Source organism: Antrihabitans cavernicola, assembly GCF_008297975.1.
In the GTDB taxonomy this organism is placed as follows: Bacteria; Actinomycetota; Actinomycetes; order Mycobacteriales; family Mycobacteriaceae; genus Antrihabitans; species Antrihabitans cavernicola.
In genome coordinates this window covers 1-11882 of sequence record NZ_VLNY01000033.1, presented here as the reverse complement: position 1 = coordinate 11882, position 11882 = coordinate 1, and the positions used below count along the sequence as shown (strand labels likewise).

General features: G+C 63.8%; 15 protein-coding genes and 2 pseudogenes. 11 read left to right on the top strand and 6 right to left on the bottom strand.

The features are described from left to right. Positions 1-748: thiamine pyrophosphate-dependent enzyme (locus FOY51_RS26975; protein ID WP_235916815.1), on the top strand; the 748-nt coding region annotated here is incomplete at its 5' end. A gap of 10 nt (positions 749-758) precedes the next feature. Further along, on the top strand, positions 759-1862 hold the full coding sequence (locus FOY51_RS26970; protein ID WP_149433354.1) for an enolase C-terminal domain-like protein: 1104 nt from the start codon (positions 759-761) through the stop codon (positions 1860-1862). A gap of 122 nt (positions 1863-1984) precedes the next feature. Here FOY51_RS26970 and FOY51_RS26965 read toward each other — a convergent pair whose 3' ends face one another. After that, the gene (locus tag FOY51_RS26965) at positions 1985-2473 is read right to left on the bottom strand and encodes a general stress protein (protein WP_149433353.1); all 489 of its coding nucleotides are present in this window, start codon (positions 2471-2473) and stop codon (positions 1985-1987) included. Then, positions 2473-2934, bottom strand: a complete 462-nt coding sequence (locus FOY51_RS26960) for an SPW repeat domain-containing protein (RefSeq protein WP_149433352.1) — start codon at positions 2932-2934, stop codon at positions 2473-2475. Before FOY51_RS26960 ends, FOY51_RS26965 begins: the two co-directional genes overlap by 1 nt. 112 nt (positions 2935-3046) lie before the next feature. On the opposite strand from FOY51_RS26960, the gene FOY51_RS26955 reads away from it, so the two are divergent. Next, positions 3047-3757, top strand: coding sequence for a response regulator (locus FOY51_RS26955; protein WP_149433351.1), 711 nt, complete (start codon positions 3047-3049; stop codon positions 3755-3757). Then, positions 3651-4394: pseudogene (locus FOY51_RS28100) on the top strand (HAMP domain-containing protein); the annotation flags it as partial. The gene FOY51_RS26955 and the pseudogene FOY51_RS28100, both read left to right, overlap by 107 nt. On the opposite strand, the gene FOY51_RS28225 reads toward FOY51_RS28100, so the two are convergent. Continuing rightward, the gene (locus FOY51_RS28225; protein WP_503487664.1) at positions 4323-4589 is read right to left on the bottom strand and encodes a hypothetical protein; all 267 of its coding nucleotides are present in this window, start codon (positions 4587-4589) and stop codon (positions 4323-4325) included. The pseudogene FOY51_RS28100 and the gene FOY51_RS28225 overlap by 72 nt on opposite strands. Between FOY51_RS28225 and FOY51_RS28220 the strand changes: the two genes are divergently transcribed. The 4 genes from FOY51_RS28220 to FOY51_RS26935 all read left to right on the top strand — a co-directional run bounded on the left by FOY51_RS28220 (position 4500) and on the right by FOY51_RS26935 (position 6876). Beyond that, entirely contained in the window at positions 4500-4928 is a 429-nt protein-coding gene (locus FOY51_RS28220; RefSeq protein WP_503487663.1) for a hypothetical protein, read from the top strand. The genes FOY51_RS28225 and FOY51_RS28220 overlap by 90 nt on opposite strands. A 256-nt stretch (positions 4929-5184) precedes the next feature. After that, positions 5185-5769: a hypothetical protein gene (locus FOY51_RS26945; protein ID WP_149433350.1), complete on the top strand. Its 585-nt coding sequence runs from the start codon at positions 5185-5187 to the stop codon at positions 5767-5769. A gap of 19 nt (positions 5770-5788) precedes the next feature. Continuing rightward, positions 5789-6247 (top strand): hypothetical protein, encoded by a 459-nt coding sequence (locus FOY51_RS26940; RefSeq protein ID WP_149433349.1) that lies wholly within the window; start codon positions 5789-5791, stop codon positions 6245-6247. A gap of 35 nt (positions 6248-6282) precedes the next feature. After that, positions 6283-6876, top strand: a complete 594-nt coding sequence (locus tag FOY51_RS26935; protein WP_149433348.1) for a superoxide dismutase family protein — start codon at positions 6283-6285, stop codon at positions 6874-6876. Between the two features lie 60 nt (positions 6877-6936). Here FOY51_RS26935 and FOY51_RS26930 read toward each other — a convergent pair whose 3' ends face one another. Beyond that, on the bottom strand, positions 6937-7299 hold the full coding sequence (locus tag FOY51_RS26930) for a cupin domain-containing protein (protein ID WP_149433347.1): 363 nt from the start codon (positions 7297-7299) through the stop codon (positions 6937-6939). A 99-nt stretch (positions 7300-7398) separates the two neighbouring features. On the opposite strand from FOY51_RS26930, the gene FOY51_RS26925 reads away from it, so the two are divergent. Next, positions 7399-8010 carry a TetR/AcrR family transcriptional regulator gene (locus FOY51_RS26925; protein WP_149433346.1) on the top strand — a complete coding sequence of 204 codons (612 nt, stop codon included), beginning with the start codon at positions 7399-7401 and terminating at the stop codon, positions 8008-8010. A gap of 8 nt (positions 8011-8018) precedes the next feature. Here the strand turns inward: FOY51_RS26925 and FOY51_RS26920 are convergent. Together FOY51_RS26920 and phoU are read right to left on the bottom strand one after the other, a co-directional pair. Continuing rightward, positions 8019-8789, bottom strand: a pseudogene (locus FOY51_RS26920) (cyclopropane mycolic acid synthase family methyltransferase); the annotation flags it as partial. Positions 8790-9346: 557 nt separating this feature from the next. Beyond that, complete coding sequence (gene phoU / locus FOY51_RS26915) at positions 9347-10009, bottom strand: phosphate signaling complex protein PhoU (protein ID WP_149433345.1); 663 nt, start codon at positions 10007-10009, stop codon at positions 9347-9349. Positions 10010-10584: 575 nt separating this feature from the next. Here phoU and FOY51_RS26910 point away from each other — a divergent pair. Both FOY51_RS26910 and FOY51_RS26905 read left to right on the top strand, forming a co-directional pair. Then, positions 10585-11079, top strand: coding sequence for a PAS domain-containing protein (locus FOY51_RS26910; protein ID WP_187776497.1), 495 nt, complete (start codon positions 10585-10587; stop codon positions 11077-11079). 181 nt (positions 11080-11260) lie between these two features. Next, positions 11261-11695 (top strand): YkvA family protein, encoded by a 435-nt coding sequence (locus FOY51_RS26905; protein ID WP_149433343.1) that lies wholly within the window; start codon positions 11261-11263, stop codon positions 11693-11695. Positions 11696-11882 lie beyond the last annotated feature (187 nt).

Below are 11882 nucleotides of genomic sequence, written 5' to 3'. Positions count from 1 at the left end.
TCGTTGGTGGAAGGTCATGGCCGCCGAAGCCGCGGTCGAGGCCGATCCGATCAACCCGATGCGGCTCTTCGCCGAACTCTCGTCTCGGCTGCCCGACGACGCCATCGTGACAGCCGATTCCGGCTCCTCCGCCAACTGGTACGCGCGACAACTGCGGTTCCGGGGGAACATGCGCGGCTCCTTGTCGGGCAACCTCGCCACCATGGGTCCCGGTGTGCCCTACGGAATCGGGGCCAAATTCGGTCACCCCGATCGGCCCGTCGTCGTCTTCGCCGGTGACGGTGCCATGCAGATGAACGGCCTCGCCGAACTCATCACCATCAAGCATTACTGGCAAGAATGGGACGACCCACGGCTGATCATCACCATCCTGCACAACGACGACCTCAACCAGGTCACCTGGGAGATGCGAGCGATGTCGGGGGCGCCGAAGTTCGCCGAATCCCAGACCCTGCCCGACGTCGACTACGCCGCGTTCGCAGCCAGCCTCGGCTTGCACGCGATCACGGTCACCGACCCCGAACAGATCGGTCCGGCATGGGATTTGGCGTTGGCGGCAGATCGGCCGACGATCCTCGACGTGCACTGCGACCCCAATGTTCCACCGGTGCCGCCGCACGTCACCTACGAACAGATGAAAGACACCGCGATGTCTGTACTCAAAGGGGACGAAGACGCGCTGGGTGTGATGAAAGAGGGCATCAAGATCAAAGCCCAAGAATTCCTCCCGCATCCGACCCGCTGGTGAGGCGAAGACCATGATCGACACGGTTGTCGACGATGTCGAGGTCGCCGCGTACACCGTTCCGACCGATGCGCACGAGGGTGACGGCACCCTGACCTGGAATGCGACCACCATCGTCGTGGTACAAGTCCGTGCCGGCGACACGGTGGGCACCGGCTGGACCTACGGACCGACGGCGTGCGCGAGCGTGGTACGAGACATGTTGGCCGACATCGTCATCGGGCGTGACCCGCTCGACGTCGGTGCCGCATACGAGGCGATGGTTCGAGCGGTCCGCAATGCGGGGCGCCCCGGCGCCATCGGCTACGCGATCTCCGCCGTCGACGTGGCGTTGTGGGATCTCAAGGCACGACTGCTCGGCGTCGCACTGCATCGCTTGCTCGGGTCGGTACGCACCGAGGTCCCCATCTACGGCAGCGGCGGCTTCACCACCTGCGACGCCCCGCAACTTCGAACTCAGTTGTCGCGGTGGGTATTCGAGCAGGCGATACCGCGAGTGAAGATCAAGGTCGGCGAATCGTGGGGCGCCACCCCCGACCGTGATCTCGCGCGAATCGAACAGACTCGCCGCATCATCGGCGACCGCACAGAGTTGTACGTCGATGCCAATGGCGGCTACACGCGTAAACAAGCCATCCGGATGATGAGTGCCGTCGAGGATTACGACGTTCGGTGGTTCGAAGAGCCGGTATCGTCCGACGACCTGGACGGCCTGAGGGAAGTCCGCGACGCCGTTTCGGCCGATGTGGCCGCGGGCGAATACGGGTACGACCTCTACTACTTTCGTCGCATGTGCGCAGCCGGTGCGGTCGACTGCCTCCAAGTCGATGCCTCCCGGTGTGGCGGCATCACCGAATGGCTTCGGGCCGCCGCCGTCGCCGCCTCGTTCGGCCTCGACATCTCCGGCCACTGCGCACCGCACCTGCACGCACACGCCGCAGCGGCGATACCGAACCTGCGCCACCTGGAATGGTTCCACGACCACGTCCGGATCGAGTCGTTGTTCTTCGACGGCACTCTCGACCCGCTCGCCGGAACCATAAGCCCCGATCCCGACGCTCCGGGGCACGGCCTGACTCTCCGTGTTTCAGACATCGAGAAGTATCAGGTCCGCTGAACCTTTTCCTTCGAGTCCCTGCCGGATCAGAGACGACTTCGGATGCACTGATGCGACGCGAGACCCGATTCGACCGAATGCTGTCGCGAGCGCATGGCGGGCATATCAACGCCCCGAACGTTTCAGGATGCCTCTACGTAGTGCGCAGCGTCGGCGGCGCGAACGGCATCGACGTAGACGTCGTAGCGGCGCGCTTGCAGGGTCTGCACGCTGGAAAAGTCGCGTCGGCCCCCAGTGGACCAGTGGGCAACGTATCCGAACATTGCACCCCATAGAGCGCCGATGATCACGGCGACCAGCAGCACCCACAGCCATGCCGGTCCCACAGCGAACATTCCGCAGAGCAATCCGATCAGCGCACCGAACCATGCTCCGCCTGCAGCGCCCGTGAGGGCGGCCTTACCTTTGGTCACTCGGCCGGTGACGTACTCGACCGTCCGGACGCCGTCGCCGACGATGCGGACGTGTTCGACTGGAAATCCGTCGCCGGACATCCGGTCCACCAGTTGCTGTGCCGCTGGATAGTTGTCGAAGGTCGCGATGAGGCGTTGTTCGTCGTAGGTCTGGCTTGCTTGCTGCTGGTCCTGTGAGGCGGTAGTCGGGTTGGTCATCAGGTCTCCTTTTTCTGGGTCCGACGCCGAGCGGCGCCGGACGTGGACGTCGTGCCGATGCGGCGCGCGTCGATGAATCCGCACAGCGCGAGTCCTGCGACGGCGACCAGCAAGCTGTTCAGCGTCGCGCGTGTCGAGTCGACGCTGAAGCCGTAGTCGAGCAGGAACGGAGCGACGGTCAGCCAGACGCCCAACCCCACGCCGAGCGCGGTTGAAATGACGAGCCGGATCGGGAGGGTGAGGCGGAGGACACCGAGCGTCGCGAGTGCGAGACCGACGGGTACGTCGTTCCAGCGTGCGTCGAACGCAACCCCATTGCCATACGTCCACACCAACGGTGTGGTTGCGAGCCAGATACCCGACACCAATGTGACTCCGCTGACAACCCCCTGCAACTGCGGACCGGGCACCTTTTGCCGCCAAGCGTCGGCTGTGCCATACCGATCTTCGAAAGCGCTCATGACTGTCAGCCTGACTCGCTGAGGTTGAGACGATTCGGTCCGCTTCTTTGCAGTCGTGTGACAACAGTGGTCACGGCGCCTGGTCAATCACGATCGCGTGGAGGATGGAGCCGTGAACGCACGGTTGCTAGTCGTCGAGGACGACGATCGGGTCCGGTCGGCGATGCGGCTTGCATTGGAAGGCGAGGGCTACCACGTCACCGAGGCACCTGACGCAGAGACCGCACTGCTCCAATTGCACCGCAACGGCGCACCGGATCTGATGATCGTCGATCTGATGCTCGGCGAGATGGACGGCTTCACCTGCATCCGGCGCGTCCGCCAGCACCACGACGTGCCGATAATCGTGGTCAGCGCCCGAGACGACACCCATGATGTGGTTGCCGCTCTGGAAGCGGGCGCCGACGACTACGTCACCAAACCTTTCGAGATCAAGGAAGTCACCGCCAGACTGCGAGCCCTGCGACGACGCAGTGCCTCGACGTCACCGACCGACGCACCCCGCGACGTGCTGCTCGACGCCGTTGCGGGCGCTGCCCTGGTGCTGTCCCAGGCCAGCGGGACTGTGCACCGCGGCAACCAGGAACTTCACCTGACGCTGACCGAGTTCCGCTTGTTGTGCGAGCTCGCGACAGAGTCCGGGCGCGTACTCAGCCGCAGCGTGCTGCTGGAACGAGTGTGGGATCGCGGCTTCTTCGGTGACGAGCGAATCGTCGATGTGCACGTTCGCCGGCTCCGTACCAAGATCGAGATCGACCCCTCCGAGCCGCGGATCGTGGTCACCGTGCGCGGGCTCGGATACCGACTCGATGCCCAGCGATAGCACCACCCATACCGGAGGACCGGGGCTGCGCACCCGTGTCATGGCGACCTTCGTCATCGGCACCGGCCTGCTCTCGCTCTTGCTTGCGGGCTCGGTCTTCACGATCAGCCGCGGCTTTCTGGTGGAACACCGACAAAACGCCGCGCAGCGGCAGGTTGCGGCCCACGCCGACTTCGTCAGCGGACGTCTGGCATTGCCCGGCGCCACTGTTCCCGAGGTGCTCACCGCGATCGACCCGCCCGCCGAGACCGAACTGTTGCTTCGCTGGCAAGGCAAATGGTTCTCCACCGATCCTGACCTCGGCCCGACCGGCCTGCCCGCCGAGCTGACCGACGCCGTCGGAGACGGAGGTTCGAAGACAGTTTCCACAACGATGCGAGGCGCCACATTCTTCGCCGTCGGCGTCCCGCTCGCCGACGGTGCCGCACTCTACGAACTCGTGCCGTTGCGCGAACTTCAGGAAACCTTGCGGGTAATGGGCACCGTGCTCATCAGCTGCGCCGCCGCCGCCACGCTCGGCGGTGCCGCGCTCGGCCTGTGGGCAAGTAGAACAGTGCTGCGCCCGCTACATCGCGTAGCCGCAGTCGCGGCGCAGATTTCCGGTGGTGATCTGGAGACCAGACTGGCCGACACCGACGACAGAGACCTGGTCACCATCGTTACCTCGTTCAACCAGATGGTGGACTCGTTGCAGCAACGTATCGACCGCGAGCGCAGATTCTTCGGTGACGTCAGCCACGAGCTGCGCACACCACTCACCACACTGGTCACGGGCGTCGACCTTCTTCGTCGCAACGAGGGCGACATGCCCGAGCCATCTCGGCCTCGTCACGGTCGAACTCGATTATCTTCGTCACCTTCTGGACGACCTTCTCGCCCTCGCCAGGTCGGAGGCAGGCCTGCACCAGGATCAACCCGAGCCGGTGTCGATCGGAGAGCTCCTCACGCACACCATCGCCCGTTCCGGACGTCCCGACACGTTGTTGCGCGTCGAGGAAGACGCGACGGTAAACGGCCGCAAGCTCGCGCTCGACCGTGCATTCGTGAACCTGATGGACAACGCCGACAAACATGGCGCGGGTCTGATCGAGATCACCGTCCGGCACGTCGGCGCAGAGGTGACGGTCAGCATCGACGACGCCGGCCCCGGCGTGCCTGCGGATCAGCGTGAACGCATCTTCGAACGCTTCGCAACCGCCCACACCCGGGGAGGCAGAACCGCCGGTACCGGCCTGGGACTCGCGCTGGTCGCACAGACCGTGGCCGCCCACGGTGGCCACGTGGCTTGCACCGATCGCCCCGAAGGCGGCGCCCGGTTCCTCGTCACCCTGCCTGCCGAATCAGTGTGAGTACGCGTTGTCGAGTCGTCATACATTCGCAAACATTCGGAACGGTCCAGCGCAACACCGCCGGACGATCGTGGACTCATGAAACAGACTCCGACACTGACCCCGACCACCCGCCACCTGCGAACCATTCCCGCCACCGCACCGCCGCCAGCAGTACTGGTTGCCGTCGAAGCGCTGCTCATTCGTCCCCGTGCCGACCGCACCCGTGACGGTGCTCGCCCTGCGAGCGTGGAAGAGCCCTGGCCGATCTTCGCTGTCGTCCTCGCAGACCGAAAAGCACCGGCCGTCGGAGCAGCTCGGGCGCTGTTCGATCTGCTGGACAAGACGAAGCAGGTCACCATCGAACAATGCCACTACGCCTGGTCGACCGTCGACGCGCAGCGCGCCTTGATCAGACTTGCCGTACGTGCTTGTGCGCCAGTACCTTTCGAGGTCGACATCGTCCTTCCTGCTCAGCCCGTCCTCGGTATTCTTGCCCCACCCAATCGGGATGCAACACTGGCGATCACCACCAGCCGCCGCGCCGACAGACTCCGCAACAGTGTCGATCTCCGCACCGTTCTCGACGAAGTCGTCTTGCTCAGCAAGCCCGCATCCGTCGGCACGGATGGACTCGACGCCCTGCTGCGCCGGACAGGCGCACATGTCCACGACCCGCGTTGATCTCGAACGTCGTGTAGCCATGAAGGAATTTGCCAAGTCACTGATCGTCATCGTGGTGATGGCCGGAATCGGGATTGCCTTGTTCTTCCTGGCATCGACCTACCTGCCGGCCGACCCGTCGCCTGCAGCGGCACCGCCTCCGCTCGAAGACACAGCGTTCACGGTGAGCGGTCATCCAACCACCTGTAGTGAGCTATTTCGGCACCAGTGCGATTTCAATCTTCAGTACGACTACGACAAGTGGGGCAACGGCCTCGAGTCGTTCGTCGACTCAGGCGTGCTCGGCACCTACGCCGAGGACATCGGATTCGTGCCGTCAGCGAAGCTGAGCCTGCAAGCATGCGGGGTTGCGGGAACCGACGGTACGACATTTCTGAACTTCATCGACCTCGCTCATGCCGACCATCCGGACGCAGGTAGTCCACAACTCTTTCCGTTCTGGAACAGAACGCGTCAGGGTTTGTGTCCGTCGACGTGACCGTTGTCAGGACGAACGACTCGACGGGAGAAACTATGAAGAAGATCGTGCACCGGTTCGGTTGTGCGATTGCAGGTGCTGCGCTCGCAGTAGCGGTCGGCGGTTGCTCCAACGGCCAAGAACCGAGCAGCATCGAAGGCACCACCCCGGCGATATGGACCGGCAAACCGATGCCGCCCACTCACGGTGAGGTAGCAGACCCGGGACACGAACCAGGCGGATTCTCCATGGCAGCGGGACTGGCCGACCGGGACGGAAATCCCTCGGGCACTGTGACTTTCGTGGAGCAATTCCAGAACGTCGGCGCGCAGATCGACGTGCTCGGCCTGCCCATGGGCGACTACGGGGTACGGGTGCACGAGTTCGGCAAGTGCGAACCCCACCCGACCGATCCGGTAGGCGATTTCATGTCAGCCGGCGACGTACTCCGGCTGGGCGGTTCCCGCAGCGAGAAACCGAGCGGCGATCTGACAACCATCCATGTCCGCGAAGACGGCGTAGGACGCTTGATCACCTCGACCAGCGCCTTCACGATCGATGATCTCCGAAACAACGGAAATGGCCGAGCGGTGATCGTGCACGCCGGACCCGGTTCAGGGCCACGGTTGGCGTGCGCAGTAGTGCGATAGATCGATGTGGCATCCCAGGGCGGCGAATTGGTTCGACCCGCTTATTCCAGGCTGGTGGACTCACGCTGGCCCCAATGGCCGGACGCCATCGTCGACGGTGCCGGAGTCTGGTGGCTCTTTGAGTTCGATGAACACGACGTCGCTGTCGGTGTCACCGATATTTTCACCGGCATGTCTCTGCGCGTCGAGCCACCGCACCTGCCCGGCCGCGAGTTCGACCTCCGCCACTTTCCCTTCCGAACTGAGCCTGCGGCGGATCGGGCTCAGCGTGACCATCACACTGTCCGGATGGCGGTGCACAGTCGTGCGGTCACCCGGCCGGTCCTGGTACCGCAACACCCGCACCCGCTCGTTCTCGAACACCACCGAGTACAGATCCGGATCGGTCAGCGCGGGGTCTGCCGACGACGATTCCACGGTCATGACGACTCCCCTTTCGATCGGGCTGCCGTGCTGCCGCCGGGTGCCCCTTTGACGATATGAGATTTGAGTCTCATAAGAATACGCCGGTACCATGGGCGCATGTCAACGCCCTACGAGGCCAGCGGTCGAACCCGGCAGAAGCAACGCACCCGCGCGGCACTGACCGACGCGGCGCGCACACTGGTGGCTTCGGGCATCACCCCCACCATCGATGACGTGGCCGACGCGACCGGCATCTCACGCGCGGTGGTGTACCGGTATTTCCCCAATCGATTGGCGATGCTCGCCGCCGCGCATCCATTCACCGGGCGGCATTCACTACTACCCGACGATCCGCCCGGGGACCCCGCCGCGCGATTGGAGATCGTCGTGGACACACTCATCCGGATCGTCCTCGACACCGAGGCGCAGCAGCGCACCATGCTGCGCCTGTCCCTCGAGGCCGCACCCACCGAACGCGCAGATCTACCGTTGCGGCGGGGTCGCGCCATCGGGTGGATCGCCGAGGCACTCGCACCCCTGCACGCGCAGCTGTCCGAGCACGCCGTCCACCGACTGGTCCTCGCGGTCCGCAGCGCGGTGGGAATCGAAGCCCTCGTCTGGCTCACCGATGTCGCCGGGCTCGACAGCGAGGCCGCGGCGGCACTGATGTCCTGGTCCGCCCAAGCGATGTTGCACGCCGCGCTCACATCGGCGCCGCCGACGGGCTGACCGACCACCTATTTCGTGAGGGTGAATTGCATGACGTCGAGGTAGCGGGTGCGGAACAGTTCGGCGCAGCCGGTCAAATATTTCATGTAGCCGTCGTAGGTTTCTTCGGAGGCGATGCGCACCGCGTCGTCTCGGCGCTCCGACAGGCTCGCGGCCCAGCAGTCGAGTGTGCGCGCGTAGTGCGGCTGCAGGGACTCGATCTTCTCGACTCGAAAACCGGTGTCCTCCGCCGGCTCGGTGACCCAATCGGGTTCGGGCAGCTGCCCGCCGGGAAAGATGTTGCGCAGCATGAAGATCGCGAAAAGAAGATGATCGCGCGTAACCGGGACTCCACGCTTCTCCAGGGTGGCGCGCTGATAGCCGATGATGGTGTGCAACAACATTCGGCCGTCCTCGGGCAAGATGTCGTGGCACCGTTGAAAGAACGCCGGGTAGCGGCGTTTGCGGAAGTGTTCGAACGCGCCGATGCTGACGATCCGATCCACCGGTTCGTCGAACTCCTCCCAGCCTTGCAGGCGGACCGACGCGTTCCGCGCCCCCGACAGTGTCGAACAGATCCGGTCGACATACGCATACTGGTTGCGGCTGAGGGTGAGCCCGATGACGTTGACGTCGTATTTTGCGACAGCGCGCAGCATCGTCGAACCCCAGCCGCAGCCGATGTCGAGCAACGTCATTCCAGGCTGCAGATCGCACTTGCCGAGCGCGAGGTCGATCTTCGCCCATTGCGCCTGCTCGAGTGTCATATCGTCTTGCTCGAAGTAGGCGCAGCTTTCGGTAGGTGAGCAGCATCCACGACCGATCGAAGACGATCGACGCCACATCCCCGCTCGCAGCACGGTCCGGATCGCTTCGTACCCGAGACACCCCACCGCACGCGGCCACGTCGTCCACCCGGTCATGTCGGCCGAGCAGTATCCAGGTCGACACCAGCGGCGTAGTGAGTTGCAACTGTCCTAACCGGGTCGGCGTACATCGCCTCGATCCGGTACTCGGAGCTCTGCGGTACTCCTCACGTCGTGGTGACCGATGTGCCCACGGGCTGCGTTGGAACTGCTCATCTAAGACTCTCTCGATCGTTGTGGCAGGCAGCGCCTCGTAGACCGACGACGCTGTCCGACTCAGGACGGGTTCTTGCCAAGATTCGCCGACAGCAGCGTGGCGTTCATCCCGTCTGCCGCATTCCCGCCGACCGCAACTCCGTGTTAGCACCGCAAACCAGAGTTCTTCGAGAAACCGAGAATTCTCTGGTATCGACGTCGAACGCAATGCCCGATACCCGATTTGCACACGCCGAGTGAATCCGGTACGTCACAACCGCCCATCGGATATGGGCTCAGCGGAGGGCGCCGGAACCGGGTGGGTTCGATCCGGTGACCAGGTACACCACGCGGCGCCCAACCTGGACCGCGTGGTCGGCGTAGCGCTCGTAGTAGCGGGCGAGCAGTGTCACATCGATCGCCGCCTGCACACCGTGTTCCCATGCCGGGCCGGTAATGTGTACGAGTAAGCGGCTTTGCATCTCATCGATCGCCTCGTCGTCCAAATCCAGCCCGGCGGCACGCTCCGGGTCGTGCCCGGCCAGCACATCCCCTGCGGTCGCGGCCATCGCGACGGCAACTCGACCCATCTCGGCGAACTCGGTCCGCACATCGTCGGGCAGGACCTGATCAGGGTGCCGCCGGCGGGTGACCTGAGCGACGTGGCGCGCCAACCCACCCATACGCCCGATGTCGGCCACGATATGGACTCCACCCACGATCTGCCGCAACTCACCAGCGACGGGAGCCTGCAGCGCCAGCAACGTGAATGCGTTTTCCTCGCACCCCAGCGCGAGTTGGTCGATCCGACCCACGTCATCGATCACCTTCTCGGCAAGCTCGAGGTCGGCGCGCAGCAACGCCACGGTAGCCTCGCGCATCGCAGTGCCCGACGATTCACACAGTATCGCCAACGTCGCGGCAAACGAATCGAGGTGCTCGTGGAAGCGCTCACGCATGACAGCCAACCTAGCGCGACCCTAAACCTATGAGTTCGTGAATGACCACTAGTCGATCGGTAGTGACGTCGCGAACTCTTCCTATCCACCGCAGCCAGTTTCGATTCGTTCCGCTGCGGCCGGGGTGCGTGTGCTACAGAGACGAGATGACACCCACTATTGCAACGGCGGTCGCGACGGCGGCGAATCCAATCGGCCTCGTCCGGATCGATTGATAGTTCTCAATCTTCCTCCTTGCAAGGACAGCACGTGTGAGACCGACCTTACCGATCGTGCATTCCCCCGCCAAAGGCATGACGACCACAATCCCAACCGGTTGACGTGCTTAGCGCGCCCACATAGCGTCCTGGCTACCGTGACAGTCTGCTCAGGACGTAATTGGGCGAGCAAATCAACAAGAGAGCGCTAATGAGCGCACGCGCGCTTTGCGCCGGATTCATAGCAAATCCACAGAAGGCCCAATGAATTCTTACTGGATCACGGATTACGAGGATCTTATTTCGGAATTAGTATTATCGTCGAAGTCGCTTGTTACAGCGATGAACATTCGCAACGTGGATCGGTTCGGGGGTGCGATGACCAGTATCGACGGTAGCCGCAGAGCTCCAATCAGCGGCCCGAGGATCGAGCGCCGCGAAGCGGCACCGCAGACTCCGCGCGGCTACCTCGAACGACTCCCGATCACACTGGTTCTCGATCGGTTCCCGATTCCCATTCTCGCCGTGCACGAGGACGGTGTCATCGTCTACGTCAACGCCGCATTCGCCGACATGCTCGGCTACGGGTGCAGCAGCGAGTTGATCGATCGCCGCGCCGAGCTGCTGCTGGCTGACACCGACCACACGAAATTCGGGATCGGCTGCCTGCGCGGCGAGCCGAGCAGGGTCGACCTTCGCCACCGCGAAGGATGGACGCTACACACCCTGGTCAGCACCTCTGCATTGGTCCGCGCCGACGATCCGGTTGCGTTGGTTGCAGTACACGACATGACCGAACAACTTTGGGCCCGAACAACGTTCGAGATACGCCCCGGCTGGTCGAGCGGACAACGTAGTTCGTTCGGTGCCTGAGCACCGGTGAGCACATGGACACCGACCGCCTTGTAACAGGTTTCCTGACCTCCAGCTCGCCGTCGTTGCGGCCATCGAATTCGTCGCAGTCGCCTGCCTCCTCGCTGCAGGTCGCATCCGCGCCCGTACGTCGCGGGAGGGGGATGCCGAGCGATCACGGCATGCACGGACAATGCATGGCATGGGTATCGAGGAGGTCTGGGCAGCAATCGGGCCCGTCCTGACCGGAGTCGTCGCGGGTCTATTGCTGCTCTGGCTGGCTCTACTGCTCGCGCTCCGACGCTCCTGCCCTGGAAACCTCCAGGTCGCCGACACGCTCAGGCTGTTGCCCGACGTGATCCGCCTTCTCCGCCGACTCGCCGCAGACCCGGAACTGCCACGCGGGGTCCGGGTTCACTTGATACTTCTGCTGGTCTACCTGGCGATACCCATCGACCTCGTGCCCGATTTCATCCCCGTGATCGGATACGCCGACGACGCGATCATCGTTGTCCTCGTCCTACGATCCGTGACCCGCCGAGTAGGCCCGGAAGCCCTGGACAAACACTGGTCCGGCACGCCGGACGGACTCGCTGCCGTCCGGCGGATGTCGAAACTACCGGCGACTCGAACTTGACCCACCGCGCAACAGGCACGGTGGCACGCATTCGATGAACTGCGAGCGCAGCTCGACATGCTGACGCTCGATGCCGCCGATGTGAGCGGCCTCAGTTCGCGAAAGTGACTGTGTCCGATGGGAAAACGGCAACGCGACTGCGTGAACTGCGGCGCTCCGGTCGGGATCATCGGCCGCGATCTGTGCT

What these genes read in the sequence shown, in the direction of transcription:
- FOY51_RS26970 (WP_149433354.1), top strand. Translation starts at nt 759, where the DNA reads ATGATCGACACGGTTGTCGACGATGTCGAGGTCGCCGCGTACACCGTT.
- FOY51_RS26965 (WP_149433353.1), bottom strand. Translation starts at nt 2,473, where the DNA reads ATGACCAACCCGACTACCGCCTCACAGGACCAGCAGCAAGCAAGCCAG.
- FOY51_RS26960 (WP_149433352.1), bottom strand. Translation starts at nt 2,934, where the DNA reads ATGAGCGCTTTCGAAGATCGGTATGGCACAGCCGACGCTTGGCGGCAA.
- FOY51_RS26945 (WP_149433350.1), top strand. Translation starts at nt 5,185, where the DNA reads ATGAAACAGACTCCGACACTGACCCCGACCACCCGCCACCTGCGAACC.
- FOY51_RS26940 (WP_149433349.1), top strand. Translation starts at nt 5,789, where the DNA reads ATGAAGGAATTTGCCAAGTCACTGATCGTCATCGTGGTGATGGCCGGA.
- FOY51_RS26935 (WP_149433348.1), top strand. Translation starts at nt 6,283, where the DNA reads ATGAAGAAGATCGTGCACCGGTTCGGTTGTGCGATTGCAGGTGCTGCG.
- FOY51_RS26930 (WP_149433347.1), bottom strand. Translation starts at nt 7,299, where the DNA reads ATGACCGTGGAATCGTCGTCGGCAGACCCCGCGCTGACCGATCCGGAT.
- FOY51_RS26925 (WP_149433346.1), top strand. Translation starts at nt 7,399, where the DNA reads ATGTCAACGCCCTACGAGGCCAGCGGTCGAACCCGGCAGAAGCAACGC.
- phoU (WP_149433345.1), bottom strand. Translation starts at nt 10,009, where the DNA reads ATGCGTGAGCGCTTCCACGAGCACCTCGATTCGTTTGCCGCGACGTTG.
- FOY51_RS26910 (WP_187776497.1), top strand. Translation starts at nt 10,585, where the DNA reads ATGACCAGTATCGACGGTAGCCGCAGAGCTCCAATCAGCGGCCCGAGG.
- FOY51_RS26905 (WP_149433343.1), top strand. Translation starts at nt 11,261, where the DNA reads ATGGGTATCGAGGAGGTCTGGGCAGCAATCGGGCCCGTCCTGACCGGA.